Annotated in this window: 21 protein-coding genes; 12 read left to right on the top strand and 9 right to left on the bottom strand. The window is 61.0% G+C overall.

Annotation, left to right across the window (positions count from 1 at the left end):
* Positions 1 to 76: 76 nt before the first annotated feature.
* The 6 genes from ASD32_RS19150 to ASD32_RS19125 all read right to left on the bottom strand — a co-directional run bounded on the left by ASD32_RS19150 (position 77) and on the right by ASD32_RS19125 (position 7,450).
* On the bottom strand, positions 77 to 1,513 hold the full coding sequence (locus tag ASD32_RS19150; RefSeq protein WP_060639649.1) for an extracellular solute-binding protein: 1,437 nt from the start codon (positions 1,511 to 1,513) through the stop codon (positions 77 to 79).
* A 201-nt stretch (positions 1,514 to 1,714) separates the two neighbouring features.
* Positions 1,715 to 2,680 (bottom strand): sugar-binding transcriptional regulator, encoded by a 966-nt coding sequence (locus ASD32_RS19145; protein ID WP_060639758.1) that lies wholly within the window; start codon positions 2,678 to 2,680, stop codon positions 1,715 to 1,717.
* A 215-nt stretch (positions 2,681 to 2,895) separates the two neighbouring features.
* Entirely contained in the window at positions 2,896 to 3,879 is a 984-nt protein-coding gene (locus ASD32_RS19140) for an ABC transporter permease (protein ID WP_060639648.1), read from the bottom strand.
* A 6-nt stretch (positions 3,880 to 3,885) separates the two neighbouring features.
* Positions 3,886 to 4,833, bottom strand: coding sequence for an ABC transporter permease (locus tag ASD32_RS19135; protein ID WP_244490206.1), 948 nt, complete (start codon positions 4,831 to 4,833; stop codon positions 3,886 to 3,888).
* A 52-nt stretch (positions 4,834 to 4,885) separates the two neighbouring features.
* Positions 4,886 to 6,382 carry a sugar ABC transporter ATP-binding protein gene (locus tag ASD32_RS19130; protein ID WP_060639646.1) on the bottom strand — a complete coding sequence of 499 codons (1,497 nt, stop codon included), beginning with the start codon at positions 6,380 to 6,382 and terminating at the stop codon, positions 4,886 to 4,888.
* An 84-nt stretch (positions 6,383 to 6,466) separates the two neighbouring features.
* Positions 6,467 to 7,450, bottom strand: a complete 984-nt coding sequence (locus tag ASD32_RS19125) for an ABC transporter substrate-binding protein (protein WP_060639645.1) — start codon at positions 7,448 to 7,450, stop codon at positions 6,467 to 6,469.
* A gap of 177 nt (positions 7,451 to 7,627) precedes the next feature.
* Between ASD32_RS19125 and ASD32_RS19120 the strand changes: the two genes are divergently transcribed.
* Together ASD32_RS19120 and ASD32_RS19115 are read left to right on the top strand one after the other, a co-directional pair.
* Positions 7,628 to 8,704, top strand: coding sequence for a LacI family DNA-binding transcriptional regulator (locus ASD32_RS19120; protein ID WP_060639644.1), 1,077 nt, complete (start codon positions 7,628 to 7,630; stop codon positions 8,702 to 8,704).
* A gap of 83 nt (positions 8,705 to 8,787) precedes the next feature.
* Positions 8,788 to 9,651 carry an FkbM family methyltransferase gene (locus tag ASD32_RS19115; protein ID WP_060639643.1) on the top strand — a complete coding sequence of 288 codons (864 nt, stop codon included), beginning with the start codon at positions 8,788 to 8,790 and terminating at the stop codon, positions 9,649 to 9,651.
* Positions 9,652 to 9,656: 5 nt separating this feature from the next.
* Here ASD32_RS19115 and ASD32_RS19110 read toward each other — a convergent pair whose 3' ends face one another.
* On the bottom strand, positions 9,657 to 10,139 hold the full coding sequence (locus ASD32_RS19110; protein WP_060639642.1) for a class I SAM-dependent methyltransferase: 483 nt from the start codon (positions 10,137 to 10,139) through the stop codon (positions 9,657 to 9,659).
* Between the two features lie 188 nt (positions 10,140 to 10,327).
* On the opposite strand from ASD32_RS19110, the gene ASD32_RS19105 reads away from it, so the two are divergent.
* Complete coding sequence (locus tag ASD32_RS19105) at positions 10,328 to 11,500, top strand: DUF3095 domain-containing protein (RefSeq protein WP_060639641.1); 1,173 nt, start codon at positions 10,328 to 10,330, stop codon at positions 11,498 to 11,500.
* Positions 11,501 to 11,519: 19 nt separating this feature from the next.
* Here the strand turns inward: ASD32_RS19105 and ASD32_RS19100 are convergent, their stop codons facing one another.
* Positions 11,520 to 12,863, bottom strand: coding sequence for a nucleotide sugar dehydrogenase (locus ASD32_RS19100; RefSeq protein ID WP_060639640.1), 1,344 nt, complete (start codon positions 12,861 to 12,863; stop codon positions 11,520 to 11,522).
* Between the two features lie 382 nt (positions 12,864 to 13,245).
* Between ASD32_RS19100 and ASD32_RS19095 the strand changes: the two genes are divergently transcribed.
* The 7 genes from ASD32_RS19095 (at position 13,246) to ASD32_RS19065 (ending at position 22,896) form a co-directional block, all read left to right on the top strand.
* Positions 13,246 to 15,147, top strand: a complete 1,902-nt coding sequence (locus ASD32_RS19095; RefSeq protein ID WP_060639639.1) for an ABC transporter ATP-binding protein — start codon at positions 13,246 to 13,248, stop codon at positions 15,145 to 15,147.
* On the top strand, positions 15,144 to 17,045 hold the full coding sequence (locus ASD32_RS19090) for an ABC transporter substrate-binding protein (RefSeq protein WP_060639638.1): 1,902 nt from the start codon (positions 15,144 to 15,146) through the stop codon (positions 17,043 to 17,045). The genes ASD32_RS19095 and ASD32_RS19090 overlap by 4 nt, the downstream gene beginning before the upstream one ends.
* Before the next feature lie 2 nt (positions 17,046 to 17,047).
* Positions 17,048 to 18,046: an ABC transporter permease gene (locus ASD32_RS19085; RefSeq protein WP_060639637.1), complete on the top strand. Its 999-nt coding sequence runs from the start codon at positions 17,048 to 17,050 to the stop codon at positions 18,044 to 18,046.
* On the top strand, positions 18,043 to 19,218 hold the full coding sequence (locus tag ASD32_RS19080) for an ABC transporter permease (protein ID WP_060639636.1): 1,176 nt from the start codon (positions 18,043 to 18,045) through the stop codon (positions 19,216 to 19,218). Before ASD32_RS19085 ends, ASD32_RS19080 begins: the two co-directional genes overlap by 4 nt.
* Positions 19,219 to 19,290: 72 nt before the next feature.
* Entirely contained in the window at positions 19,291 to 20,499 is a 1,209-nt protein-coding gene (locus tag ASD32_RS19075) for a glycosyltransferase family protein (RefSeq protein ID WP_060639635.1), read from the top strand.
* A 7-nt stretch (positions 20,500 to 20,506) separates the two neighbouring features.
* Positions 20,507 to 21,754 (top strand): glycosyltransferase family 4 protein, encoded by a 1,248-nt coding sequence (locus ASD32_RS19070; protein WP_060639634.1) that lies wholly within the window; start codon positions 20,507 to 20,509, stop codon positions 21,752 to 21,754.
* On the top strand, positions 21,751 to 22,896 hold the full coding sequence (locus tag ASD32_RS19065; protein ID WP_060639633.1) for a glycosyltransferase: 1,146 nt from the start codon (positions 21,751 to 21,753) through the stop codon (positions 22,894 to 22,896). Before ASD32_RS19070 ends, ASD32_RS19065 begins: the two co-directional genes overlap by 4 nt.
* A gap of 38 nt (positions 22,897 to 22,934) precedes the next feature.
* On the opposite strand, the gene ASD32_RS19060 is transcribed toward ASD32_RS19065, so the two are convergent.
* Entirely contained in the window at positions 22,935 to 23,612 is a 678-nt protein-coding gene (locus ASD32_RS19060; RefSeq protein WP_060639632.1) for a class I SAM-dependent methyltransferase, read from the bottom strand.
* 38 nt (positions 23,613 to 23,650) lie between these two features.
* Between ASD32_RS19060 and ASD32_RS19055 the strand changes: the two genes are divergently transcribed.
* Together ASD32_RS19055 and ASD32_RS19050 are read left to right on the top strand one after the other, a co-directional pair.
* Positions 23,651 to 24,250, top strand: a complete 600-nt coding sequence (locus ASD32_RS19055) for a hypothetical protein (RefSeq protein WP_060639631.1) — start codon at positions 23,651 to 23,653, stop codon at positions 24,248 to 24,250.
* A gap of 8 nt (positions 24,251 to 24,258) precedes the next feature.
* A complete protein-coding gene (locus ASD32_RS19050; protein WP_060639630.1) occupies positions 24,259 to 26,976 on the top strand; it encodes an ABC transporter ATP-binding protein in 2,718 nt (905 codons plus the stop codon).
* The last annotated feature ends 23 nt before the right edge of the window (positions 26,977 to 26,999 follow it).

The following is a 26,999-nucleotide window of genomic DNA, read 5'->3' as shown; positions in this document are numbered from 1 at the left end:
GTCTCAAGGTGGCGGTCAGCCGGTGTGCGGGTGCCCGGCGCTCTTTCAAGCGCCGGGCTTCTGCTTGGGAGGCAGATCAGCCGAGACCGGCTTCCTTCAGCTGGCGATCGATGCTCTCGACCAGCTGGTCGAGACCTTCGTCGACAGGCACTTCCTTGGCGACCATCTTCTGCAACGTCGCCGCCCATTCGGTGGTGACGTCGAAGAACAACGGCTGCGGCGTGAACTTGATCGATGCGCCGGCGGCAGACGCGTCGAACATGTCGACATAGCCCGGATATTTGTCGAGCTTGGTGCGGAAGGCCTCGTCCTTCCAGACCGACTGGCGGACCGGATCGACGAAGTCCATCTTGGTGGCGCCGAAGATCGCGTGTTCGGGGCCGGTTGCCCATTGCAGGAAGTACCAGGTGGCGTCCTTGTCCTTGGAAAAGTTGGACATGGCGAGCGACCAGATCCAGATGTTCGGCGTCGAGGCCGTTGCATCCGGGTTGGCGGTGAAGGCGGCATAGGACAGCTGTCCGGCCATCTTGTTGTCACCGCCATTCATGAAATAGCCCAGGCAATCGGCGTCGAAGATCATCGCCGACGCGCCGGCGCCCAGATCGGTACCGACCTGATACCAGGTATAGGTCGACCAATCCTTCGGGCCGCTTTCCTGGATCATCTGCACCCATTTGGCGTGGAACGCCTTGGAACCGGCCGTGCCCATCGCCGCCGACAGCTTGCCATCGGTGACGTTCAGGTCCTTTTCGTTGAAGTTCGAATAGGCCGACAGGAAGCCCGGATGGATCGTCGCCCAGGAACGCGAGCCGCGAACGCCGATACCGTAGATCCCGCCGACATCCTTCTGCAGCTTGGCGGCCACGGCGATCATGTCGTCGAGGTTCTTGGGAACCGAAACGCCGGCCTTGTCGAACATCGCCTTGTTATAGGTGATGTTGTTCTGCTCGAACGCCCACGGAATGCACCACTGCTTGGCATCGTCGGAACCGAGCGCGCCGCCGGGCTGGCCGTTCCAGGCGCAGGAATTTTTCACGCCGGGCAGGAAATCGTCCCAGGCATAGCTCGGATTGGTCTTTTCCGGATCGTTGATCCATTCCTTGAGGTCGGTGATCCAGCCGGCCGGACCGTAGGTCCAGGTCATGTAGGCACCGGTCATAAACGCATCATATTCGGTGGAACCGGACGACAAAGCCGCCGTCACCTTGTCGAAATAGACGTCTTCGGGAAACACGTCATACTTGACGTCCATGCCCGTCAGGTCCTTGAAGGCCTGCAGGTTGGCGATCATGGCGTCGGCATAGGGATGCTTGTTGAGCAAAAGCTTTACGGTCTTGCCGGAATGTTTCTTCCAGTCAAAATCGGCAGCCATTGCCCTGCTCGACATCATGTTGAGCAACGTGCCGCCGGCACCGGCCGTAACGCCCATGGCGCCCAGGCCCTTCAGCATTCCGCGGCGGTCCACCTCTCCCCGCAGGAATGCACTGATCAGGTCTTTCTCTTTCTCATGCATTGGTCTTCTCCTCCTTCACGGGCAAAAAATGCTCAATTGATTGAGCCCTACCGGCTTACCCGACCGGTATGTCCTCCTGATCGCAACGCAGGCCCCGCAGCCAGCGGCCGGACGGGATGCTTTGCATTGCGAAAGACTTGTACCGGACCACTCCCAGGACCGGTCTTCAGCCTTTATTCCCGATGCCTGGAAGGCGCCGTGTCAGGCAACCTCCTCCATCAATGTCTGCGCCGTTCTCTCGTCGGTGATCAGACCGCTCAGAAACCGGCTTTCCAGCACGGCGCGAATGGCGCGAGCCTTGACCTTGCCGCCGGCAACGGCGACCGTGCGGCGGTTTTTCAGCGCCTCGCGGCTCAGCGTAAACGTGCGGTTGGACAAAGAGGTCTCGATCGGCTGGCCCTTGTCATCGAAGAAATGGCCGAGCAATTCGCCCGCACCGCCGCCCTTCTTGATTTCCTCCAGTTCGCCCTTTTCGATCATCCCGGTTGCCACCAGCGATGCTTCCCGCTCGACCGTGCCGATGCCGACGAGGAGCAGATCGGCGCTGCTGGCGAGATCGAAGATTTCCCGCACGCCGCGCTGGTTGAACAGAACGTCCCGGTCTTCGACCGTGTTGGCGAAAAACGGCACCGGCATCACATAGGCTTCCGCGCCGGTCCGTTCGGCCAACCGGTGGATCACGTCATGCGGATTGGCAGAGAACCGCCGCGTCAGGCCCCCGAGCAGCGAGACGAAGCGGACGTCCCTGTTGGTGGTGCGCGGCAGATATTCGACGCAGGCCGCCAGTGTGCGCCCATGGCCCATGCCGATCAGCAGGGAGCCGTCCTTCTCAATCTCGCGCTTGAGAAACTGCGCGCCGGAAATGCCGAGCGCCTTGAGCGGCAGTTCCTCCGGATCGAAATCCGGCACCACTTCGCAATAGTCGAGGCCGTAGCGGGCGGAAAGCTTCTGTTCCAGCTCGACGCATTCGGAGACTTCGCCATCGATATAGACCTTCACCAGGCCTTCCTGATTGGCCCGGGTGATGAGGCGGTGCGCCTTGAGGGATGTCAGGCCCAGGCGCTTGGCAACTTCGGCCTGGGTCAGGCCGCCGGCATAGTGCAGCCAGGCCGCACGCGTCGCCATGCTCGACTCGTCATCCCGGATGGACCCTGCGCCCGCAACCATCTCCGCCCTCGCCTCTGCCATATTTTTCATGGCATGATATTTTTATCTCTTGCTGAAAGAATTTTCATGACCTGAAAAATTTGTCAAGCGGCTTCGATGCGGCGGCGCACCAATTCGATATGCGCTTGCAACAGGAGGGGCTCGCGTGTGGACAAGCGCAAAACGCGCCCGGTTACCCGGACGCGCTTGGAATTACGGCGGCGATTTTAGGAGGTCTAGGCCTCGGTCTTCTTCATCAACCGGGCCTGCAGCACCACGACGACCAGAAGGAAGGCGCCGCGGATGACGGATTGCCAATAGGCCGACAGCGAGATCCACCCGAGGCCGTTTTCGAAATTGAGGATGTTGAAGACCATCGCAAGCAGCAGCGCGCCCGCCAGCGTCGCACCGACCGAGCCAGAGCCGCCGGTCAAAAGCGTGCCGCCGACCACGACGGAGGCAATCGCAAACAGCTCCCAGCCCACGCCCTCGGTCGGCTGCCCCGCCCCGAACTGGGAAGCCAAGATGACGCCGGCCAGACCGGCAAGCAGCCCCGACAGCGCGTAGACAGCAAACAGCGTCTTTTCGACCTTCAACCCCATCAGGTTGGCCGTTGCCTCGCCGTCGCCGATTGCCAGAACATGGCGTCCGGCCGGATGCCGCTCCAGAAAGATCCAGCCGAGCACATAGGCCAGTGCCGCAATCCAGGCCGGGATCGGGAAGCCGAGAAAATCGTCCTGACCGATGGTGGTAAAGCCGGTATCATAGGACACCGAGACCGACTGGTTGTTGGCCAGAAGCAGCGCTGTTCCATAGGCTGCAAGCATCATAGCCAGCGTCGCGATAAACGGCTGTATGCGCATCCGCGTGATGATCAGTCCATTGATCGAACCGGCGATCAATCCGGCGGCCATGCCGCCGGCTAGTCCCGGAACCCAGCCATAGGGCGACAGATAAGCGGCCACCACGCTTGCCATCGCCGCCACGCCGCCGACAGAAAGATCAATGCCGCCGGTGATGATGACGAAGGCCATGCCGAGGGCAATCAGCGCGAACATGGAATTATAGCGCAGGAAGCTGAGAATATTGAACGGCGAGATGAAATTGTCGTAGCGCAGCGCGCCGAACAGGATCAGCCCGGCCAGCGCAAGCAGCACGCCGAGACGGGCGAAATCGCCGGAGGATTTGGCAATGAAGGGCCGCATGAAGGTTTTGAGCATGATCCGTTACCCCTTGGCACGCTGCTGGATGAACACGGCGATGACGATCAGCCCGGCCTTGACGATCAGTGCCGCCGCATCGGGCACGCCATTGGCAAGAAGCGTATAGCGCACCAGCTGGATGACGAAGGCGCCAAGCACCGTGCCGATAATATTGGCGCGGCCGCCGGTGAGAAGCGAACCGCCGACCGCGACGGCTGCGATGGCGTCGAGCTCCATGCCGAGCCCGACCAGATTGGCGTCGCTTGCGGAATTGCGCGCAACGACGATCAGCCCGGCAATACCAGCCAGGGCACCGCTGACGATATAGACGAAGGTCTTGACGCGGCGCACCGGAATGCCGGTCAGCCGCGCCGCCTTCTCATTGCCGCCCACCGCGATAATCTGGCGGCCGATGACGGTGTAACGGATCAGGCAATGGGCCAGCACAGCAACGATGATCATGATGATCACCTGCGCCGGAATACCGGCAATGCGGCCCATGGCGATAAACTGGAAATCCGGGTTCTTGAACACCTGCAGATTGCCGTTGGTGGCGACCTGGGCAATGCCGCGGCCGGCGATGAACAGCACCAGCGTCGCGATGATCGGCTGGATCGAAAACCGCGTCACCAGCACGCCGTTGAACCAGCCAAACGCCATGACCAGAAGTACCGGCAGAATGAAGGAGAGAATGACGAGAACACCCATATTCTCGATCGGCAGCAGCGTGCCCATGAAGATCATCGGCGCCGCAGTGCCGGCAATCGCCATCAGCGACCCGACAGACAGATCGATGCCTCCCGTTGCAATCACCAATGTCATGCCGACGGCAACGATGACGATGGTCGCCACCTGGGTCAGATTGACGTTGAGCGTCTGCCAGGAGAGGAAATTAGGCGTGACAATCAGGTTGAACAGCACGAGCAGAATGAAGGCCGCAAACGTGCCGTAGCGGCTGAGAAACTGCGCCATGTTGGGGCGGACGGGCCGCTCGCCCGGAGCGGATGTGTCGATCGTCGTCATGTTAATTCACCTGATGGGCCATGGCGGAAAGAAGCGCCGTCTCGCTGAGTTCGTCGCGCTTGAGGACGGCAACCGAGCGTCCGTCGCTGAGCACCGTGACACGGTCTGCGGCCGCCAGAAGTTCCTCCAGTTCCGACGAGATCATCAGGACGCTGAGGCCCTCGTCCGCCAGGCTGCGCAAAAGCTTGAGGATTTCCGCCTTGGCGCCGATATCGATGCCGCGCGTCGGTTCGTCAATGATCAGGATGCGCGGATCGGTGCAGAGCCAGCGGGCCAAAAGCACCTTCTGCTGGTTGCCGCCGGAAAGCTCCTTGATCGGCTGGTCCGGCGAGGCGCATTTGACGCCGAGCGCCTTGATATAGCGCGTGACGATTTCCTGCTGGCGGGCGCGATCGACAATGCCGGCCTTTTTCAGCTTTGGCAAAAGCGCCAGCGTCATGTTCTCACGGATGCTCATATCCGGAATGATGCCGTCAATCTTGCGGTCCTCGGAGACGAGCCCGATGCCATCGGCAATCGCGTCGGCCGGTTCGGAATAGGTCCGCGCCTTGCCGTCGATGCGGATCGAGCCCTTTTGCAATTTATCGACCCCGAAGATGATCCGCGCGGTTTCCGTGCGGCCGGAGCCCAAAAGACCGGCCAGGCCGGAAATCTCGCCTTCGCGCACGCTTATGCTGACATCGCGCACGCGGACACCGGACCCGGCGCTCTCGACGGAAAGCCGCACCGGCTTTGCCTCGTCGTCGCTGCGGTCGCGGGCAATCGCCTGGAAGGCGGCCAGTTCCTTGCCGAGCATGTGGCGGACAAGCTCCATCTTCGGCATGTCGGCCATGGTGCTCTGCGCCACCGTCTGGCCGTCGCGCATGATGGTGACGCGGTCGCAGATTTCGTAGAGTTCATCCAGCCTATGGCCAATGAACAGCACGGCAACACCATTCTTCTTCAGCGTGCGGATCGTCTCGAACAGGATGGCGACCTCGCGCTCGTCCAGCGACGATGTCGGCTCGTCCATGATCACCAGCCGCGCCTTTTGCGTCACCGCACGGGCAATCGCGATCATCTGTCGGGTTGCGGCGCTGAAATGTCCGACGGGCATGTCCACGTCGATATCCAGATTGAAGGTCTTGAGGACGCCGGCTGCCCCTACGCGCATCGCCCGCCGGTCCAGCAGCCCGAGCGCCGTTTTTGGCTCGCGCGACAAGTAGATGTTCTCGGCGACCGAGCGCTGCGGCGCCAGGTTGATTTCCTGATAGATCGTGGCGATGCCTTTGGCCTGGCTGGCACCGGGCGTTGAAAAGACAACGTCCTCGTCCTCAAACCGGATCGTTCCGCTATCGCGCTGATAGGCGCCGGTCAGGATCTTGATCAGCGTCGATTTTCCCGCACCGTTCTGGCCGACCAGCGCCATGACCTCGCCCGCGGCAATGTCGAGCGACGCTGACCGGAGCGCAGAAACCCCGGAAAACGCCTTGGAAATTTCCTGCATGGACAGCAGCATGTTCCATCCATCCTCAATAAGCAGACATGAAAAGGCGGCCGGAATGGCAATGCCACCCCGGCCGGAAGCGACAGTCTTGGGAGATCAGTAGGCGCTGGACAATTCGGCCGATGCATTGGATGCATCGTAGAACTTGTCTGTGTTGATGACCCATGCCTCGATCTTATCACCGGCGGCATAGCGCGTCATCGTCTCGAAAGCCTTTGGCCCGAAGCGCGGATTGCACTCGACGACGGCATTGATCTTGCCGTCAACCACGGCCTGCACGGCTTCCTTGCCGCCATCGATCGACAGCACCAGGATATCCTTGCCCGGCACCTTGCCAGCCGCTTCGATGGCCGCAATGGCGCCGATCGCCATTTCGTCATTATGCGCGTAGATCACGTCCGCATCCGGATGCGCCTGCAACAGTGCCTCGGCAACCTGACGGCCCTTGTCGCGGGCAAAATCGCCGGTCTGCGATGCGACGATCTCGAAACCGCCGGCAGCCTTGATCGCGTCGTCAAAACCCTTCTTGCGGTCATTGGCCGGCGACGAACCGGTCGTGCCTTCCAGCTCGATGATCTTCGACTTGCCATTGGCATTCTTGGCCAGCCATTCGGCGACGCGCTTGCCTTCCTCGATGAAATCGGAACCGATGAAGGTCAGATAGTCTTCACCGGCCTTGGCCAGCGACTGATCGACATTGCGGTCGAGCAGGATGACCGGAATGCCGGCCTTCTTGGCGGCCATGACGGCCGGGATCAGCGGCTTTTCTTCGCGCGGCGCAAGGAAGATGACATCGACACCCTGGGCGATCATCGAATTGACGTCGGCCACCTGCTTTGCAGCCGAACCGGCAGCATCCGTATAGACCAGCTGATAGCCGAGCTTCTGGGCTTCCGCCTTCATGCTTTCGGTCTGGGCGATGCGCCAGGGATTGTTGGATTCGGTCTGCGCGAAGCCGACCTTGTAGGTGTCTTTCTTGGCCAAAGCCGGCATTTCCGCAAAGGCAGCCGTGCCGGCCAGCGCGATGGCTCCCATGGCCGTTGCGGCGGCCAGGAACATGCGACGTGAAATCGTGGACATCGGTATTTTCTCCTCCGAAATTTACCGGTACTCCTCTACCGGGCAGTGAGCATTTTCCGCTTCACATCCGTAAATCTTGCGCTAATAATATTATCAGTCAAGCGCTAATTTATTAGCAAGCGCACAAAAAATAATTCTGCATCGCAGCAGAAACCGGGATGGAAGCGAGACGGGACGATGGCAAGAGGAAATGGGCGCAACGGCGCCTCCGAAAAACAGGGGGATTCGGGCCGGCCAACCATGACGGACGTGGCACGCATTGCCGGTGTCTCCCAATCCAGCGTCTCGCTCGTCCTCAATGAAATGTCCGGCGCCCGCATTTCCGCCGAGACCCAGATGCGGGTCCGCGAGGCTGCTCATAAAATCGGTTATCAATTACCAACCACCCGCAACGAGGTGGACACGACCCCGCATGTGGACAAGGACACGATCGCCTTCATCGTCGATGAGATCTCCACCAGCCCGCATCCCGTCGTCAGCCTCGACGGCATCCGCGACTATGCGTTCGAACAGGGGCTCTTGGTATCAGCGCACGCCACCCGCTCCAACCCGGACCTGCAGGACGCGGTGCTGCGCTCGATCCTGCGCGACCGCTCCATCGCCGGTGTGATCTATGCGACGATCTTCACCCGCAAGGTCACCGTACCGCCGCAGCTGAAGAACATCCCGACGGTGCTGCTCAACTGCTATTCCGAGCCGCGCCAGCACATGGCGATCGTCCCCGGCGAAGTGGCTGGTGGCTTCACCGCAACGGCGCATCTGACCAGTCTTGGCCACAAGCGCATCGGCTTCATCAACGGCGAACCCTGGATGGATGCGGCAATGGACCGCCTCAAAGGCTACAAGCAGGCGCTCGCCACCGCCGATATCGCTTTTGACGAAACGCTGGTGCGCGACGGTGACTGGCTGCCGCTGCGCGGTTACGAGGCCGGGCTTGATCTGCTCTCTATGGCCAATCCGCCGTCGGCGATTCTCTGCGGCAACGACCTGATGGCGATCGGCGTCATGGAGGCGGCTGCCGAAAAGGGCCTGCGCGTTCCGCAAGACCTCTCCGTCATGGGCTATGACGACCAGGAACTGGCCCGCTACACCCACCCGCCCCTCTCCACCCTCGTCCTGCCCAATTACGAGATGGGCCAGAAAGCCGCCGAAATCCTCATCGACATGGCCATTCACGGCAAGCAGCCGCGCCCGATGACCATCAAGGTCGACGGCCCGCTGGTGCGGCGCGGCACCACCGGCAAACCGGCCTAAACGCGGCCTGATCGCAGAAACGACTTCATTTCCCGCTCAATCTCGTGTTGAAGAGACGAGGATACGATGGAGACGGGCAAGGCATGCAAGCGATGAAATCCTGGAAGCGCCGGCTGCGCAAATGGCGCAATCGAATGGCGAAGCGATTTCTCGCCACCCGCATGGGCCGCGACATGCTCGTCAGCGCCGTCAGCCCGAAAATCCTGTCAATGACCGCCGATTGCGGCGATCACCTGATGACCTTCTCCCCGCATGATTACATCGGCCGGAAAATCTACCGCAAGGGCCATTTCCAGCGCGAAAATGTCGACCGCTTGCTTTCCGTTCTGCGCCAGCGGAATTTGCTGGCCAAGGACAAGGTCCTGCTCGAACTCGGCGGCAATATCGGCACGCAGACCATCTATTTCGCGCTGAGCAAGGCCTTTCGCCACATCGTCACGGTGGAGCCGGACCCGCGCAACTTCAAGCTGCTCAGAACCAATATCGACCAAAACAACCTCAACGAAGAGATCACCGCGATCAACATCGCCGCCGGCGAATGCGAAGGCACGCTCGATTTCTTCATGCACCGGGACAATCACGGCAAGAGCAGCGCACTGCGCCAGAGCGACCGCGATATTCAGATCAAGGTTCCGGTTGAACGGGTGACCGCCATGCTGACCGAAGCGGGCGTACCGCCGCAGGATATCGGGCTGGTCTGGATGGATATCGAAGGCTATGAGCCGGTCGCAAGCCGCTCGATGCAGCCTTTGCTGGAACGGCGCGTGCCGCTCTACATGGAATTTTCCCCGGTCTTCTACGGACCGGCAGGATCGCGCGACTTCGTCGCTTATCTCGCCGGCTTCTACGAGGATTGCATCGTCTTTTACGAAGACAGCCAGGCTGCCATGAAGGTCACCGCCCTGCCCATCGGGCAGGACCAGTTCGACGTTCTGCTCCTGCCGTAATACCTTTAGCGCTTGCGGTAGAAATAGGTGCGGCCCGGATCGGCGCCAGTGGGCAGCGGCAAAGGCTCGAGTTCGGGATGGTCGAGAGGCAGACCGCTGGCGGCAATCCCGCCGCTCTTCAGCGCCGCAACGATCGACTGCGGCAGCCAGGTCAGGGTCTTTGCATCCTTTTCCGGATAGGCCGTGCCGATATCGGCATGCGCAAATGCGATGTCCAGTCCGGCAAACTGAGCAATCGTTTCCATGATATCGCCCAGGATCAGGTCTGATTCCGGCGGTGTTGAATGCGGATGCGAACCGACGGCGCGGTCGAAAGCGATGATCCGGTTTTCAGGAAACAGCTCGCGCATATGATCGTAGGTCCGCCCGTTTCCAAGCCCGATTTCCAGGATCACGCCATCCGGCGCAACCATGGACGCCGCCTTGATATGGTTGAGAACAGCGCGCTGCGAGTGCATGCGGGAGATAAAACCATCAAGGCGACTCATCAATATCTATCCATTCGTTCAAATCGTGCTGGCTGCGCTTACCACGAGAAGCAGCGATGGGTCGACCGGGACGGCTGGAATTTTGCACCAGGCGCCACTCTTTGACCGCAACGCGATCATCCGTCCTTTGTTTCAACCCGGCGTCAAACCAGTTCGCCTGCCCCGGCGAATATGTTAGCCTTGACCGCATGAGCAAGCTTTCCAGCGAAACATTTTTCAGTGCGCTTCCTGTTTTCGTCGAGTTCGAAGGCGTTGCCGACAGTGGAAACTACCGGGCTTTGCCGGCCGATTGGGCGTTGGCCACGGCCGATATCGTCGATTCCACCGGCGCGATCGAGGCAGGCCGCTACAAGGCCGTCAACATGGCTGGCGCAAGCGTCATCTCGGCCATCCTGAATGCGCTCGGCAATAACGACCTGCCCTTCGTCTTCGGCGGCGATGGCGCGATGGTTGCGGTTCCGCCGTCGGGCGTAGACAAGGCACGCGACGCGCTCTCGGCCGTGCAGGCCTGGGTGGGCGAGGAGTTGCAGCTGACGTTGCGCGCAGCATTGGTGCCCGTGGCCGATGTCATTGCGGCCGGCCTTTCGGTTGGCGTTGCAAGGTTTCAGGTCAATCCGGAGGTCTCCTACGCGATGTTTGCCGGCGGCGGCTCCAGCTGGGCCGAGGCCCGCATGAAGGAGGGCCAGTTTGCCGTTCCACCCGCGCCATCGGGCACCCGGCCGGATCTGACGGGCCTGTCCTGCCGCTGGAACCCGATACAATCGCGCCATGGCGACATCGTCTCGATTATCGCCGTGCCCGTCGGCGCGGAAAATCTCGCCGCATTCCAGGCGCTGGTTACCGATATCGTGGCTCTCGTCGCCGGCGAGGACCGGGATGGGCATCCGGTGGCAGCCGAAGGTCCACAGATCGGCCTGTCGATGGCAGGGCTTTCGGCGGAAACCCGGACGGCACCGAAGAGCAAGCAGTTCGGACACCGGCTTTTCATTCTGGCGCAATATCTGCTGACCGTCGGGCTTTTCCGCCTCGGGCTGACGCTTGGGCGTTTTGATCCCAAGGCATACCGGCAGGATGTCGCCAGCAACACCGATTTCCGCAAATTCGACGATGGCCTGAAAATGACCATCGACGTGGACAAGGACAGGTTCCGCCAGATCGAGGCCCTGTTGCAGCAGGCCGCAACCGCCGGCATTTGCCGCTTTGGCCTGCACCGCCAGGATTCCGCGCTGATGACCTGCATCGTGCCGACCCCGCTTAGCCGCGATCACATGCATTTCATCGATGGCGCCGCCGGCGGCTACGCCATGGCCGCCAGCCGGATGAAGAGGCATAGCGCCCCCGCCCTGTCAGCAACGCCGTAAGAGCTGTAAAGAAGACCGGTCAGGCCTTCAGGATCGTGCCGCTTTCGATGCCGCGCCGTGCAAAGGCATTGCGCGTATCGACGATCAGCGGCGCCCAGCGGGCGAGTGCTGCATAATCCACCGCATCATGGTCGGTTGCGATCAAAACCGCGTCGAAAGCCCCAACCGATTGCTCGTCTAGCGGCACGGAAGTACGGCCTTTGAGTGCCATATATTCGCGCGTCCTTGGAATTTCAGCGACATGCGGATCGTGATAGGCAGCGCTGCCGCCCCGCTCCTCGATCAGTTCGATCAGCTTCAGCGACGGGCTTTCGCGGATATCCGGCACGTTCTTCTTGTAGGCAAGACCGATGACCAGCACTTTCGAGCGGCTGAGCGCCTTGCCTGAGCGGATATCCAAGGCTTCGGCAAGCCGTCCCACCACATGGCGCGGCATGGCCGAATTGATCTCGCCGGCAAGTTCGATGAAGCGGGTCGGCAATTCGTATTCGCGCGATTTCCAGGTGAGATAGAACGGATCGATCGGGATGCAGTGCCCGCCGAGACCGGGGCCGGGATAGAACGGCATATAGCCGAACGGCTTGGTCTTGGCGGCGTCGATGACTTCCCAGATATCGATCCCCATCGCCTCGTAGACGACCTTCAGTTCGTTGACGAGGGCGATATTGACGGCGCGGAAAATATTCTCGGTCAGCTTCACCGCCTCGGCCGTCGCCGGTGACGATACCGGCACGACCGTGTGGACGACAGCGCCGTAAAAAGCCTTCATCAGGTCCGCAGCCGCCTCGCCGTCACCGGCCACCACCTTCGGGATGCTCGACGTGTGGAAATCGAGATTGCCCGGATCCTCGCGCTCCGGCGAAAAACCGAGGAAGAAATCCTGCGCGGATTTGAGCCCGGTCTTTTCCAGGATCGGCCGGACCACCTCATCGGTCGTGCCGGGATAGGTGGTGGATTCCAGGACGATCAACTGGCCGGGCTTCAGCGTTTCGGCAATGCGGTCGCAGGTGCGGGTGATGAACGACAGATCCGGATCGCGATGTTTCGTCAAAGGCGTCGGAACACAGATGACGATGATATCGCACGCTGCAAGCTGGCTGAAATCGGTGGTGGCGCAAAAGCGGCCCTGCGCCGTCTCCGCGCTCAAAACAGCGTCCGGCACTGCCGCGATATAGGATTGCCCGGCATCGATGGCGACGATCTTTTGCGGATCGATATCGAAACCTGTGACGGAAAAGCCGTTGCGGGCAGCGGTGATCGCCAGCGGCAAGCCGACATAGCCGAGCCCGATCACACCGGCACGGGCGCTGCGGTCTGCGATCTTTGCAAGGAGAGCCTGGCTCACGGAAGAATGGACGGTCAAATGCGTGTTCTCGACTGATCGTGACGCGCTGAAGCGCCTTTTGCGGATGCAGGTCAGTTGAGGATAAAATGTCCTGAAGTCAAGGACCGCACCCGCGACGCCTTCGACCACAGCCGGAACTCTGAAAAGACGCAGCTCCGGCCAAGACCGGACACCGAAGGAGATCACCGGATCAAGAATAGACCATCCCGCTTAAATGATTGATCTTTCCGCTTCCGCCGGCTGGCCGCCACAGCAGGTATATCCCTGCGCACTTTACCAGCCCAAGGTCATGGACACAGGAATTTCCGTGGGATAGTCTCTTTTTCGAGCCACCGGCATTCAATCGGGAAACGCGTCCCGCTTGCGCGCGGACCGTTATGAAACAAGGACACCTGCTGGCATGAAATCAGGCACGGACCTGCTGCGGATCGAGAATTTGAGTATCTCGTTCGCGATGCTCGGCGGTCAACTGGACGCTGTCCGCAATGCCAGCCTGCGCGTCCTGCCGGGCAAGGTGACGGCGCTGGTGGGAGAGTCCGGTTCGGGCAAATCCGTCATCAGCCAGTCGGTGATGGGCATCCTGCCGAAAACCGCGTCCTGCAGCGGCCGTATCCTCTTTTGCGATCCCGCCCATAACGAGCAGCCGGTCGATCTTCTGGCCATGCCGCGCGACGGGCGGGAAATCCGCAACCTGCGTGGCAACCGGATCGGCAAGATCTTTCAGGAGCCGATGACATCGCTGTCGCCGCTGCACACGATCGGCAACCAGATCAGTGAATCCCTGAAAATCCACACCCCCATGTCCACCCGCGAACGGCGCGAACGCACCGAGGAAATGCTCGGTCTCGTCGGCTTTCACAAACCGGCGCGCGCCTTCGACATGTACCCGTTCGAACTGTCTGGCGGCATGCGCCAGCGCGCCATGATCGCCATGGCGCTGATCTGCAATCCGTCGCTCCTGATTGCCGACGAGCCGACGACGGCCCTCGACGTGACCATCCAGGCGCAGATCCTGCAATTGCTGCGCGGGCTGCAGACCAAGCTGAACATGGCGATGCTTCTCATCACCCATGATCTTGGCGTCGTCGCCAATGTCGCAGACGAGGTCGTGGTCATCTATCACGGCGAGATCATGGAGGCCGGCCCGGTCGAAACGATCTTCCGCAATCCCTCGCATCCCTATCTCAAGGGGCTGATGGCCGCCGTTCCCCATTTCGACATGAAGCCCGGCGAACGCCTGAAGGCGCTGCGCGAGGTTCCGGTCGATACCAGCAGCCTGTTGGGAAAAAAGAAGATTATCGCACCGGACACAGCGCTGAAGCCGGAAGTCCTGTTGTCGGTGCGCGATATCAGCAAGACCTTCACCACCCGCAAATCGAGCTGGCTGAACAAGGACACGTCCCCCGCAACCAAGGCTGTCGATGGCGTCAGCTTCGATATCATGCGCGGCGAATGTCTTGGGCTGGTTGGCGAAAGCGGCTGCGGCAAGACCACGCTCAGCAAGATTTTGATGCGCGCGGTGACGCCGGACACGGGCGCGGTGATGCTCAACAGCAGCGATGGCCCGATCGACGTGTTGAATGCACAAGGGTCCGGATTGCAGGAGCTGCGTACCAAGGTGCAGATGGTGTTCCAGGACCCGGTCTCCTCGCTGTCGCCGCGCATGACGGTGCAGAATATTCTGAGCGAACCCCTGGAAATCCATGGCCGTGGCAGCGGCAAATCTCGCATCGAGACGGTGACCGCGCTGCTGAAAGCCATCGGCCTCAACGAACGCCACCTCAACCGCTATCCGCACAGTTTTTCCGGCGGCCAGCGCCAGCGTATCGGGATTGCCAGAGCACTGGCGCTCGGGCCGGACCTGTTGATCTGCGACGAACCGGTCTCGGCCCTCGATGTCTCGGTTCAGGCGCAGATCCTCAACCTGCTCAAGGATCTGCAAAAGGAGCTGGGGCTCACCTATCTCTTCATCTCGCACAATCTGGCCGTCGTCGATTACATGGCCGACCGGATCGCCGTCATGTGCGGCGGCCGGATCGTCGAGATCGCACCGCGCGAGGCGTTGATGGAAACGCCCGTTCATCCCTACACGAAATCGCTGCTCGCCGCCGTGCCCTTTCCAGATCTCGACCGGCCGCTCGATTTCTCGATGCTCAACCCGAGCGGCGCTGCCGACAAGCGCAGCTGGGGCAAGCATTTTTCCGATGATGGCGACGCAACCGTGCTGGGGACGGCGGACCTTGGCAACGGCCATCTTGTTTTGGCGCGAAAGACCGCCGATGTCGGGGAGCTCGTACCATGATCACACGGCGCACCACCCTTGGCCTGCTTGCCAGCGTTCTGATACCAGGCGTCGCCCGGGCCGTTCCGGAACCGCCCTTTCTGCGGCCCAATCTGCGGGCCCAATCCCTGCCCAACCTGCGGGACCGACTTCCGAAGAACCCGAGGCGGATCAATCTTGCCGCCATGGGCCGGCAGCCGGGCCAATATGGCGGCACCGTGCGCATGCTGATCGGCAGCCAGAAAGACATCCGGATGATGACGATCAACGGCTACGCCCGTCTGGTCGGCTACACCGAGGACCTCGAATTCCAGGCCGATATCCTGGAAAGCTTCGACGTGCAGGAAGGCCGGATCTTCACCTTCAAGATCCGTGACGGCCACCGTTGGTCGAACGGCAGCTACCTGACATCAGAGGATTTCCGCTATACCTGGGAAGACGTCATCCTCAACAAGGACCTGCGCAAGGGCGGCATCCAGCGCGAGCTTCTGGCCAATGGCGAAGGACCGGTTTTCGAGGTCATCGACGACCTGACCGTGCGCTATACCTGGAAGGCACCCAATCCGGATTTCCTGCCCGGCCTTGCCGCCGCAAGCCCCGTCGTCATCCTTCTGCCATCCGCCTATATGCGGCACTTCCACGAGAAATATCAGGACGTTTTCCGTCTCTCGGCCCTGATGAAACAGTACCGGGTCAAGAAATGGGCCGATCTGCACATCAAGATGTCGCGCCAGTACCGGCCCGAAAACCCCGACCTGCCGTCGCTGGATCCGTGGGTTGCGCGCACCACCCCTCCGGCCGAACAATTCGTGTTCGAGCGCAATCCCTTCTTCCACCGGGTCGACGAAAACGGTCTGCAGCTGCCCTATATCGACCGCTGGCTGCTCAATATCAGCTCGTCGGAAATCATCGCGGCCAAGACCGGTGCGGGCGAAACCGATCTGCAGACCACCGGTGTCGATTTTGCCGATTACGCCTTCTTCAAGGATGCCGAGAAACGCTATCCGGTGAAGGTCAATCTCTGGAAAAGAACGCAAGGTTCCAAGCTTGCCCTTCTGCCGAACCTCAATTGCGGCGACACGGTCTGGCGCGATCTGTTCTGGGACGTGCGCGTCCGCCGCGCCCTGTCGCTGGCGATCGACCGGCACGAGATCAACATGGTGAGCTTCTATGGCCTCGCCACCGAGAGCGCCGATACCATTCTGCCCGATAGCCCGCTGTTCAAGCCGGAATATGCCGCCGCCTGGGCCAGCCACGATCCCGATCAGGCCAACCGGCTGCTCGACGAGGTCGGCCTTACGCAACGTAACAGCGACGGCATACGGCTCCTGCCAGACGGGCGCGAAGCCCGGATCGTCGTCGAGACCGCCGGCGAAAGCACGCTCGAGACCGACGTCCTGGAACTCGTCAAGGACCATTGGGCGAAGATCGGCTTCTCGCTGTTCATCAAGACCTCGCAGCGCGACGTCTTCCGCAGCCGCACCATGGGCGGCGAAATCATGATGTCCATGTGGTCGGGCATCGAAAACGGCGTGCCGACTGAGGAAATGAACCCCGGCGAGCTGGCCCCTACGCGCGACGACCAGATGCAATGGCCGGTCTGGGGCATGTATTACCTGTCGATCGAACAGAACGGCAAGCCCCCGGAATTGCCGGAAGCGACCCAGCTGGTCAATCTCGTGAAGGAGTGGAAGAGGAGCGTCGAGACCGAAGACAAGACGCGTATCTGGCACGAAATGCTGGATATCTATACCCAGAATGTCTTCTCGATCGGCATCGTCAATGCCACGCTGCAGCCGGTGATGCATTCTGCCCATCTGCGCAACATTCCCGAAAAAGCCCTCTACGGCTTCGACCCGACCTGTTATCTCGGGGTCTATATGCCAGACACGTTCTGGTACAGCGAAGAGGTTAGCTGACCATGTTGCGTTATATTTTCTGGCGTATCCTGGCGATGATCCCGACGCTGGTGATTGTCTCGGCGCTGGTCTTCACCATCATCGAGCTGCCGCCGGGCGATTATTTCGAAAGCTACATTTCCGAGCTTCGAGCCCAGGGCGAGGCCGTGGATATGGCCGAAATCGAGGAATTGCGGGCGCAATACGGTTTCGACAAGCCGCCGGTGCTGCGTTATTTCTATTGGGTCGCGGGTCTCGTCCAAGGCGATTACGGCTATTCGTTCGAATATCAGCTGCCGGTCAACGAGGTGGTCGGAGACCGGCTCTGGCTGACGGTGCTGGTGTCCTTCGTCACCATCATCTTCACCTGGCTGATCGCTTTCCCGATCGGCATCTATTCCGCCACCCATCAATATAGCTGGGGCGATTATGGCCTGACCTTCATGGGCCTGATCGGCATTGCCATTCCCAACTTCATGTTCGCGCTGATCCTGATGTATTTCGCCAATATCTGGTTCGGAACATCGATCGGCCATCTGATGGACCAGAAATACCTGTCCGAGCCGATGAGCTGGGAAAAGGCGAAATCCATTCTCGAACATCTGTGGATACCGGTCCTGATCGTCGGCACGGCGGGCACGGCCGGCATGATCCGACGTCTGCGCGCCAATCTTCTCGACGAACTGCAGAAACAATATGTCGTGACCGCCCGCGCCAAGGGCTTGCACCCGTTCCGCACCCTGATCAAATATCCGCTGCGCATGGCACTCAATTTTTTCATTTCCGATATCGGATCGATCCTGCCGGCCATCATTTCCGGCGCCGAGATCACCGCCATCGTGCTGTCGCTCGAGACGACGGGACCGATGCTGATAAAAGCGTTGCAAAGTCAGGATATGTATCTGGCCGGCTCGTTCCTGATGTTCCTCGCATTCCTGACCGTGATCGGTGTGCTGATCTCAGATATCGCGCTTGCCTTTCTCGACCCGCGTATCAGACTGCAAGGCGGTAGCACCAAGTGACGGTATCCCTTCCCAAATCCGGCGAACCGCTGTCGCATTACGTCTCGACGGCGCCGTTTGATCCGCATTCCGTCGATGTGATGAGCGCGGAACAGTCACAGATCCATCAGGCGTCGCAACTGCGCCTGATGTGGTGGAAATTCAAGAAGCACCGGCTTGCGCTGTTTTCGATGTATTTCCTCGTGATCCTCTACGCAGCGATTGCCATCGTCGAATTCCTGGCGCCCTATAACCTGCACACCCGCAACGTCGATTTCATCCATTCGCCGCCGCAAAGAGTGCATCTCTTCGACAACGGCAATTTCGTCGGCCCCTTCGTCTACGGGCGCACAATGACGCTCGACATGGACACGCTGCGGCGCAACTACACCGAAGATCGTTCAAAGGTGCAGCCGATCCGCTTTTTCTGCAGCGGCGACAATTACCGTTTCTGGGGATTGTTCGAGGCCAACACGCACTTCGCCTGCCCGGCTCAAGGCGGCGAACTCTTTCTGCTCGGGAGCGACCGGCTCGGCCGCGACGTGCTGTCGCGCATCCTTTATGGTGCGCGGATATCGCTGACCATCGGCCTGCTCGGCATCACCATGAGCTTCGTGCTCGGCATCACCATCGGCGGGCTTGCCGGCTATCACGGCGGCGTCTTCGACCTGATCACCCAGCGCATCATCGAGGTACTGCAATCGATCCCGAGCATTCCACTCTGGATGGCTTTGGCGGCGATCATGCCGGTCACCTGGAGCCCGATCCTGATCTATCTCGGCATCACCGCCATTCTCGGCCTGCTCGACTGGACGGGGCTTGCGCGCGCCGTGCGCTCGAAACTGCTTGCCCTGCGCGAAGAGGATTACGTGCTGGCCGCCCAGCTGATGGGCGCCGGTTCCAGCCGCATTATCGGCCGCCATCTCGTTCCCGGCTTCATGTCGCACCTGATCGCCACCGCGACGCTGGCGATCCCCGGCATGATCCTTGGCGAAACGGCGCTCAGCTTCCTTGGCCTTGGGCTTCGTCCGCCGATCACCAGCTGGGGCATTCTCCTGACCGAAGCCCGCAGCGTCAGCGTCATTGCTTTTTATCCCTGGCTGTTGTTTCCAACCATTCCGGTCATTCTCGTGATTCTGGCGTTCAACTTTTTGGGCGACGGATTGCGCGATGCGGCCGATCCGTACAAGTGAAGTGGATACCGATATGCTAAGGACACTCCTTGCGGAGATGGGCAGCGCCATGGGAGATAAGAGGCTCCGCTCATGACGCGCCGGATCGAAGATGCACGCATCCTGATGTACAGCCACGATACGTTCGGGCTTGGTCACCTCAGACGGTGCCGCACGATTGCGCATTCGCTGGTCGAGGATTATCGCGGCGTCAATATCCTGATCATTTCAGGCGCGACCATCGCTGGCGCCTTCGACTACCGCGCCCGCGTCGATTTCGTAAAGATCCCCAGCGTCATCAAGCTTCGCAACGGCGAATATACCTCGATGGACAGGCATATCGACCTGCACGAGACGATGAAGATGCGCCGGTCGATCATCCTGCACACGGCAGAAACCTTCCAGCCGGATATTTTCATCGTCGACAAGGAACCGATGGGCCTGAAGGGCGAAGTCGAGGACACGCTGGCCTACCTGAAGAAACAGGGAACGACACTGGTTCTGGGCCTGCGCGAGGTCATGGATGCCCCGCATCTCCTGGATGCGGAATGGAAGCGCAACGACGTGATGCGCAAGATCGGCCAGTTCTACGATAGCGTCTGGGTCTACGGCCCGCCGGATTTCTATGATCCGCTCGTCGGCCTCGACGTGCCGCAGGCGGTGCGCAACAAGATGGATTTCGTCGGCTTCCTGCAAAGAAGCGTGTCGCAGGACGTCGAATCCGAGCACAAGCCGAAGGGCGACTATATCCTGATCACCACCGGCGGCGGCGGCGATGGCTCCGACCTGATCCACGATGTGATCGATGCCTATCAGGAAGACCCGACGCTGACCCACAAGTCGCTGATCGTGCTGGGTCCCTATATGCCGGTCAAGCAGCGCCACAAGCTCCTGATGAAATGCGCCAAGATCCCCTCTCTCGAGGTGATCGAGTTCGACAATCGCATGGAGGAACTGATCGCCGGCGCCAAGGCCGTGGTGGCGATGGGCGGCTACAATACCTATTGCGAGATCCTGTCCTTCGACAAGCCGGCGCTGATCGTTCCAAGGGTGATGCCACGGGAAGAGCAGCTCATCCGCGCCAGCCGCGCCGCGGAGCTTGGCCTGATCGACATGCTCTTGCCCGAGGAAGCGGCCGATCCCTTGCGCTTTGCCGCAGCACTCAAAGCCTTGCCGGATCGCGATCCCCCCTCCAAGAGCGCCAAGGGCATGACGCTCGAGGGCCTCGCGAACATATCGCAGATCGTCGGAGAATGGCTTGGCCGTCGCGATCACGAACATCTGACGGTCGTGAAAGGGTGACGTTGTTTTGACGGACCGCCGCAAGATCGTCGTGGTGCTGAAGGGATATCCGCGCCTGTCGGAAACCTTCATCGCCCAGGAACTGCTGGGACTGGAACGGGCAGGCTTCGCCCTCGAACTGGTGGCGTTGCGGCGGCCGACCGACAAGAAGCGCCATCCGATCCATGACGAAATCCGCGCACCCGTTCATTATCTGCCGGAATATCTGCACGAGGAGCCGGCACGGGTGGCCCGCGCGCTCATCCGCTGTCTTTCAAAGCCCGGCTTCTGGCGTGCCCTGCCCGCCTTCCTCAGCGACCTCCGGCGCGACCGGACACGCAACCGGGTCCGCCGCTTCGGCCAGGCCATGGTGCTCTCGGCGGAATGGCCTGACGGCGGCGAATGGCTGCATGCGCATTTCATCCACACCCCGGCCTCCGTCGCCCGCTATGCCAGCATGATCACCGGCATTGGCTGGACGTGTTCGGCACATGCCAAGGACATCTGGACATCGCCGGAATGGGAACTGGCCGGCAAGCTTGCAAGCACGCGGTGGACCGTGACCTGCACGCAGACCGGCTATGAGCACCTGCGCCAACTGGCCGGCGGCAAGCCGCATGTACATCTGAGCTATCACGGCCTCGATCTCAGCCGCTTCGGCCCCTTCGAGGGCACGCGGCCTGGGTACGACGGCTCCGATCCCGCCCATCCGGTCACCATCGTCAGCGTCGGCCGCGCGGTCGAGAAAAAGGGCTTCGATATCCTGTTGCGGGCATTGAGCCTTTTACCGGCTAGTCTGCATTGGCGCTTCGTGCATATCGGCGGCGGCGATCTCCTCAAAAATCTGCAGGCGCTGGCGTCCGAACTCGGCATTGCCGGGAAGATCGTCTGGCACGGCTCCCTGTCGCAGACCGAAGTGCTGCAGCACTATCGCACCTCCGATATCTTTGCGCTCGCCTGCCGCATCACCGCCGATGGCGACCGCGATGGCTTGCCGAACGTGATCGTCGAGGCGTCCAGCCAGGCCCTGGTCTGCATCTCGACGGATATTTCCGGCATCCCCGAGCTTTTGACCGATGGCGAAAACGGCTTGGTCGTGCCGCCGGAAAACCCGCAGGCGCTGGCCGCAGCGCTGGAAGAAGCGATCCGCGATCCCGCGTTGCGCCAGCAGCTGGGGCAAGCGGCCGAACGCAAGGTGCGCGGTCACTTCGATCATCAGACCAGCATTCACCAATTGAGCGGCCTGTTTGAGACGGAATGGCGGAATGTGCAATGACCGGTAGCGAGCCAAGAGCCCCCCGCGCCTTTTTCTACGTGCAGCATCTGCTTGGCATCGGCCATCTCGCCCGCGCCAGCCGCATCGCCCGCGCCCTCGCCGCCGACGGTTTCGAGGTCACGGTGGTGACAGGCGGCACGCCGGTCAGCGGCTTTCCAGGGCCGCAGGTCCATCACGTCGCCCTGCCGCCGATCACCGCTGGCGATGCCGGTTTTTCCGGGCTCGCCGATATCGACGGCAATCCGGTCGATGACGCCTTCAAGGACAATCGCCGGGAGCGGCTGCTTGCGTCTTTTCACCAAAGCCAGCCCGATATCGTCATCATCGAAGCCTTCCCCTTCGGCCGCCGCCAGGTCCGTTTCGAACTCCTGCCGCTGCTGGAGGCGATCGCGGCGATGGATCAGAAGCCCCTCGTCGTCACATCGCTGCGCGATATCCTGCAGGAACGCTCCAAGCCCGGCCGCGACGAAGAAACCGTCGCGCTCGTCAAACTCTATTTCGACCGCGTGCTGGTGCATGGTGATCCCGCCTTCGCTAAGCTCGAAGATACGTTTCCGCTGGCGGCCGAGATCACCGGCAAGGTGATCTATACCGGACTGGTGGCAGCCCCGCCCCCGGCGCACCCCACGGAAAAGTTCGATATCATCGTCTCGGCCGGTGGCGGCGCCGTCGGCAATGCGCTGATCCGCGCCGCACTGGACGCCGCAAAAGCGATCGGCACGAGTCTGTCCTTTGCTCTGATCACCGGCCCCAACCTGCCGCAATCCGATTTCGACGCGATCAAGGCGGATGCACCCGCCCACGTCAGCGTCCTCCGCTTCCGTCCGGATTTCGCGAGCCTTCTGGCCGGTGCAAAGCTGTCGGTGTCACAGGCAGGCTACAACACGGTCTGCGACATCCTGCGCGCCGGCTGCCATGCGCTGCTCATCCCCTTTACCGCCGGCGGCGAGACCGAACAGACGGTCAGGGCCGAGCGTCTTCAAAAGCTTGGACTGGCGCATGTCCTGCGCGAAGACGATCTTTCGGCTGAGATGATGACGCAGGCTATCCAGGCCGCATTGGCAGCATCCGAACGTCCGCCCCACAGCCTCGATCTCGACGGCGCCCAGCGCACCGCCGAAATCCTGCGCGGACTGCTCTGATCGCTCGGACCGCGGGACCAGGGATCAGCGATCAGCGATCAGACCGTGCCGATCACCATGAAGCGGGTATAGTTCTTCATCTTCAGCGCGCCGGCAAAGGCCACATGGCTAAGCGCCACCTGCTCGCGGAAAGCCTCCAGCGACGGCACGCAGTTGATATGGGTCGGCTCGGCGAAATAGTCGTTCGACTGCAGCAGAACCTGCGTTTTACGCGGCAGCAGCGACAGCCAGCCCGGCAGATCGGCAATATGTTCGCAGCTGGTATTGATGACGAGGTCGGCACCGCGTTTGGCATAGTCGAGCGCATACATATCCTGCGTCATCGCCCGGAAACGCTCGCCCGCATGGGCATTCAGCGTCCGGGCGATCCCGGCCACCTCAGGGTCGATATCGATGCTCTCCAGGAGACCGATGTCGAACCGGCCGTCATCGAAACACATGGCGGGAAGAACGCCGTACCAGCCGCCGAGCAGGACGATATGTTTAAATTTTCCGCCCAGGCTTTCAAACAGCTTCTCGCGTGCCCATATCTTGCTTCCAACCTGCTTGTGGTTGAAGGCCGTGCCGAGGTCCGCATCCGGATATTTGGCGATCACTTTCGCAAGGCCTTCGATCAGAGAGCTTCCCGTATAGGCGGATAGACCGCGGATGATATCGAAGGCACTTTCGTGCCAATCTGTTGTGTTTGCTTCGTTTGGTCGGGTAGTTTTCATCATGCGCGTGTTGTAGGCTGGACTTTTCTGGAGTGCAAGGAATGCAAGTCAACCGGAAGGATGCCACCTCCGTTCCGCCGCCGGTCGAGGCGGGAAAGGACATACCGCATCTGGCCGGTCTGGGCGCAACCATGCGGCAGGTTTTTGCCGCGCATTTCATGCGTGACTGCCCGCACATCCTGGAAATCGGCGGCCATATCCGGCCGGTTACCCCTTACCTCACCCATCACCCGCTATCCGTCACGTCCGTCGATCCGAAGACGCAGGCCTATGAGGCCAGCGAACTGAACGGCAGGCAATGCCATGTGCGGCATATTCCGGCCAAGTTTCAAGAGATCGATTATCATTACCAGCCCGGAAGCTACGGCCTCGTCCTGCTCGGCTATTCGCTGAAACCCTTCGGTCAAAAGGATCCGCTCGGTGACCTTCTGTTCTCGCTGATCGACAATGCGGGAACCGTCGTCATCGAATATGCGCCGGAGCTGGAACGCGCCGCCTCCCAGGTCCCGCACATCGTCAGCCGCCCGGCTGTGACGATCCGCAGCCAGTTCGATCTTCATCTGCACGACCCGGAGATCGCCGGCACGCCCTATGCGGCCCGGCGCTTCTACGTCCTTGACACCCGTTACACGGCCAGTTGAATCTCCCCATGGAAAAAAGCATAGCGCGCTACATCTGGACGCACACGAGAGGCCAGCAGCTCTGGATCCTCCTGGTCGTCGCCGTCTCGATGATCCCCTATTTCCTGTCGTTCGACCTGCCCAAGCAGATCGTCAACGGGCCGATCCAGGGTGAGGGTTTCGATCAGCCCGGCGCCACCCAGACCTTCATGGACCTCAGTTTCTCGCTGCCATGGACTGGAGAGATCTCGCTGTTTGGCGGGCTCGAGCTGACCCGCACACAGACCCTGTTTGCGCTCAGCATGGTCTTCCTGCTGCTGGTCATCATCAACGGCCTCTTCAAGTTCTATATCAATACCTACAAGGGCCGTCTCGGCGAGCGGCTATTGCGCCGCATCCGCTTTGAACTTGTCGACCGTATCCTGCGTTTCCCGCCCGGCCAGTTCAAGCGCATGAAGGGCGCCGAAGTGTCCAGCATGGTCAAGGATGAAGTCGAGCCTCTCGGCGGCTTCACCGGCGATGCCTTCGTCCAGCCGGCGCTGCTCGGCGGCCAGGCGCTGACCGCCCTGTTCTTCATTTTCATGCAGAATACCTGGCTCGGGCTGATCGCCGCCGTCATGGTCGGCGTGCAGGCAATCATCATTCCGCGCATGCGCCGCCGCCTGCTGGTGCTTGGCCGCGAGCGCCAGATCACCGCGCGCGAACTCGCCGGCCGGGTCAGCGAAATCGTCGATGGTATCGGCACCATCCATGCCTATGACACGTCCAATTACGAGCGCGCCGACATTGCATCCCGCCTCGGCCGCATCTTCAAGATCCGCTATGATCTCTACCAGTGGAAATTCCTGGTCAAGTTCATCAACAACTTCCTCGCCCAGCTGACGCCGTTCCTGTTTTATTGTATCGGCGGCTATCTGGCGCTGCAGGGCCGTCTCGACATCGGTCAGCTGATCGCCGTCATCAGCGCCTACAAGGACCTGCCAGGCCCGTTGAAAGACCTGATCGACTGGGACCAGACCCGCCAGGACGTCCAGGTGAAATATATCCAGGTCGTCGAGCAGTTCAGCGTCGACAAGACCATCGACCCGGCCATTCAGACAATGGCCATCACGAATGCCGGCGCGATGAAACATCCGCTGGCAGCCGTCAACCTGTCGGTCGCAGACGATAGCGGCGCCAAGCTGCTTGAGCGCGTGTCGGTGCAGATCCATCCCGGCGAAACCGTTGCCATTGTCGGCGGTGCTGCCGGCGGCGGCGATATGCTGGCGGAAGCGTTTGCGCGTCTCACCTGGCCGGAAAGCGGCAAGGTGACGGCGGGCGGCGACGATCTCCTGGAACTGCCGGAATCAGTGACCGGACGGGCGATCTCCTACGTCTCCTCCGATGCCTATTTCTTCTACGGCACCCTGCGCGACAATCTCCTCTACGGCCTCAAACATGCGCCGATGAAGGAAGCCACCTACGAGGGCACCGGCGCCACCCATCGCAAATGGCAGATCAACGAGGCGAAACTGGCCGGAAACCCGGACTATGACGTCAACAGCGACTGGATCGATTACGACGCCGCCAATGCGACCAACCGCGACGATCTCTTCGCGCCGGTTCTCTCGGTGCTCGATACGGTGCAGCTGTCGAAGGACATTCTCGATCTCGCCCTACGCAGCACCGTGTCTCCCGGCGACCACCCCGGCCTTGCCGAGGGCATTGTCGAGATGCGCCACGCACTTCGCTCGGAACTTGAAGAGGCGGGGCTGAGCAGCCTTGTCGTGTCCTTCGAGCCCGGCGCCTACAATACCGAGGCAACCGTCGGCGAAAACCTGTTGTTCGGCACGGCCACCGGCCCCGCTTTGATCGGCAAGGCCATCGGCAAGAACGCCTATTTCCGCTCCGTCGTCGGCCGCTCCGGTCTCGACCGCATCCTGTTCGACATGGGCTACAGCATCGCCGAAAACGCGGTCGAGCTGTTTGCCGATCTGCCGCCGGATCATCCGTTCTTCCAGCAGCTCACCTTCATGACGGCGGACGATATTCCCGACTATCAGCTGCTGCTGCAGAAGCTGAAGGGCAAGGGTTTCGACGCCGCATCCGAGGACGACCGCGGCCAGATCATCCGGCTGAGCTTCCGCTATGTCGAGCCCCGCCATCGTTTCGGTCTCCTGACCGAGGAGCTGATGGCCAAGATCGTCGATGTGCGCCGCCAGTTCCATGACGGCCTGCCGGACACGATGCGCGGCGACATCGAGCGCTACGATCCCGAACATTACCTGGCATCGGCAAGCCTGATGGACAACATCCTGTTTGGCCGCATCAGCCACAAGCATACCGATGGCTCCAAGCGCATCCGCTCCATCGTCAGCTCGCTGTTGAACTCGCTCGGGCTTCTCGAGCGCGTCATCGCCATCGGCCTCGATTTCAATCTCGGCGCCGGCGGCAAGCGCCTGACGGCGGTGCAGCGGCAAAAGCTCAATCTGGCGCGGGCGCTGGTGCGCAAGTCGGAATATTACATCTTCAACCGGCCCCTGCCCGGCCTCGACCATCGCCTCCAGGACGAGATCGTCCGCGATGTGCTGAAGCTGGTGCGCCGCGACGGCCGCAATCCGGCCGTGATCTGGGTCCTGTCGAACACGGCTCTGTCCAGTCTGTTCGACCGCGTGCTCGTCTTCGACCGCGGTTTGCTGGTGGAAGAAGGAACGCATGCAGCGCTGGTTGAGAATAACGGTATCTTTAAGGAGCTTGTGTCATCATAATGTCAATGGTGGAGCCCATGCGT

Origin of the sequence: Rhizobium sp. Root483D2 (assembly GCF_001426685.1) — a bacterium.
Lineage (GTDB): Bacteria > Pseudomonadota > Alphaproteobacteria > Rhizobiales > Rhizobiaceae > Pararhizobium > Pararhizobium qamdonense.
Note: the sequence above shows the minus strand (reverse complement) of the source record. Positions and strands in the feature narration are given on the sequence as shown.

Excerpts from the sequence above, each read along its gene's own strand:
- ASD32_RS19150 (WP_060639649.1), bottom strand. The coding sequence starts at position 1,513 with ATGCATGAGAAAGAGAAAGACCTGATCAGTGCATTCCTGCGGGGAGAG.
- ASD32_RS19075 (WP_060639635.1), top strand. The coding sequence starts at position 19,291 with ATGACGCGCCGGATCGAAGATGCACGCATCCTGATGTACAGCCACGAT.
- ASD32_RS19130 (WP_060639646.1), bottom strand. The coding sequence starts at position 6,382 with ATGCTGCTGTCCATGCAGGAAATTTCCAAGGCGTTTTCCGGGGTTTCT.
- ASD32_RS19090 (WP_060639638.1), top strand. The coding sequence starts at position 15,144 with ATGATCACACGGCGCACCACCCTTGGCCTGCTTGCCAGCGTTCTGATA.
- ASD32_RS19125 (WP_060639645.1), bottom strand. The coding sequence starts at position 7,450 with ATGTCCACGATTTCACGTCGCATGTTCCTGGCCGCCGCAACGGCCATG.
- ASD32_RS19110 (WP_060639642.1), bottom strand. The coding sequence starts at position 10,139 with ATGAGTCGCCTTGATGGTTTTATCTCCCGCATGCACTCGCAGCGCGCT.
- ASD32_RS19140 (WP_060639648.1), bottom strand. The coding sequence starts at position 3,879 with ATGCTCAAAACCTTCATGCGGCCCTTCATTGCCAAATCCTCCGGCGAT.
- ASD32_RS19105 (WP_060639641.1), top strand. The coding sequence starts at position 10,328 with ATGAGCAAGCTTTCCAGCGAAACATTTTTCAGTGCGCTTCCTGTTTTC.
- ASD32_RS19060 (WP_060639632.1), bottom strand. The coding sequence starts at position 23,612 with ATGATGAAAACTACCCGACCAAACGAAGCAAACACAACAGATTGGCAC.
- ASD32_RS19120 (WP_060639644.1), top strand. The coding sequence starts at position 7,628 with ATGGCAAGAGGAAATGGGCGCAACGGCGCCTCCGAAAAACAGGGGGAT.
- ASD32_RS19135 (WP_244490206.1), bottom strand. The coding sequence starts at position 4,833 with ATGGCGCAGTTTCTCAGCCGCTACGGCACGTTTGCGGCCTTCATTCTG.
- ASD32_RS19095 (WP_060639639.1), top strand. The coding sequence starts at position 13,246 with ATGAAATCAGGCACGGACCTGCTGCGGATCGAGAATTTGAGTATCTCG.
- ASD32_RS19145 (WP_060639758.1), bottom strand. The coding sequence starts at position 2,680 with ATGGTTGCGGGCGCAGGGTCCATCCGGGATGACGAGTCGAGCATGGCG.
- ASD32_RS19055 (WP_060639631.1), top strand. The coding sequence starts at position 23,651 with ATGCAAGTCAACCGGAAGGATGCCACCTCCGTTCCGCCGCCGGTCGAG.
- ASD32_RS19065 (WP_060639633.1), top strand. The coding sequence starts at position 21,751 with ATGACCGGTAGCGAGCCAAGAGCCCCCCGCGCCTTTTTCTACGTGCAG.
- ASD32_RS19115 (WP_060639643.1), top strand. The coding sequence starts at position 8,788 with ATGCAAGCGATGAAATCCTGGAAGCGCCGGCTGCGCAAATGGCGCAAT.
- ASD32_RS19050 (WP_060639630.1), top strand. The coding sequence starts at position 24,259 with ATGGAAAAAAGCATAGCGCGCTACATCTGGACGCACACGAGAGGCCAG.
- ASD32_RS19085 (WP_060639637.1), top strand. The coding sequence starts at position 17,048 with ATGTTGCGTTATATTTTCTGGCGTATCCTGGCGATGATCCCGACGCTG.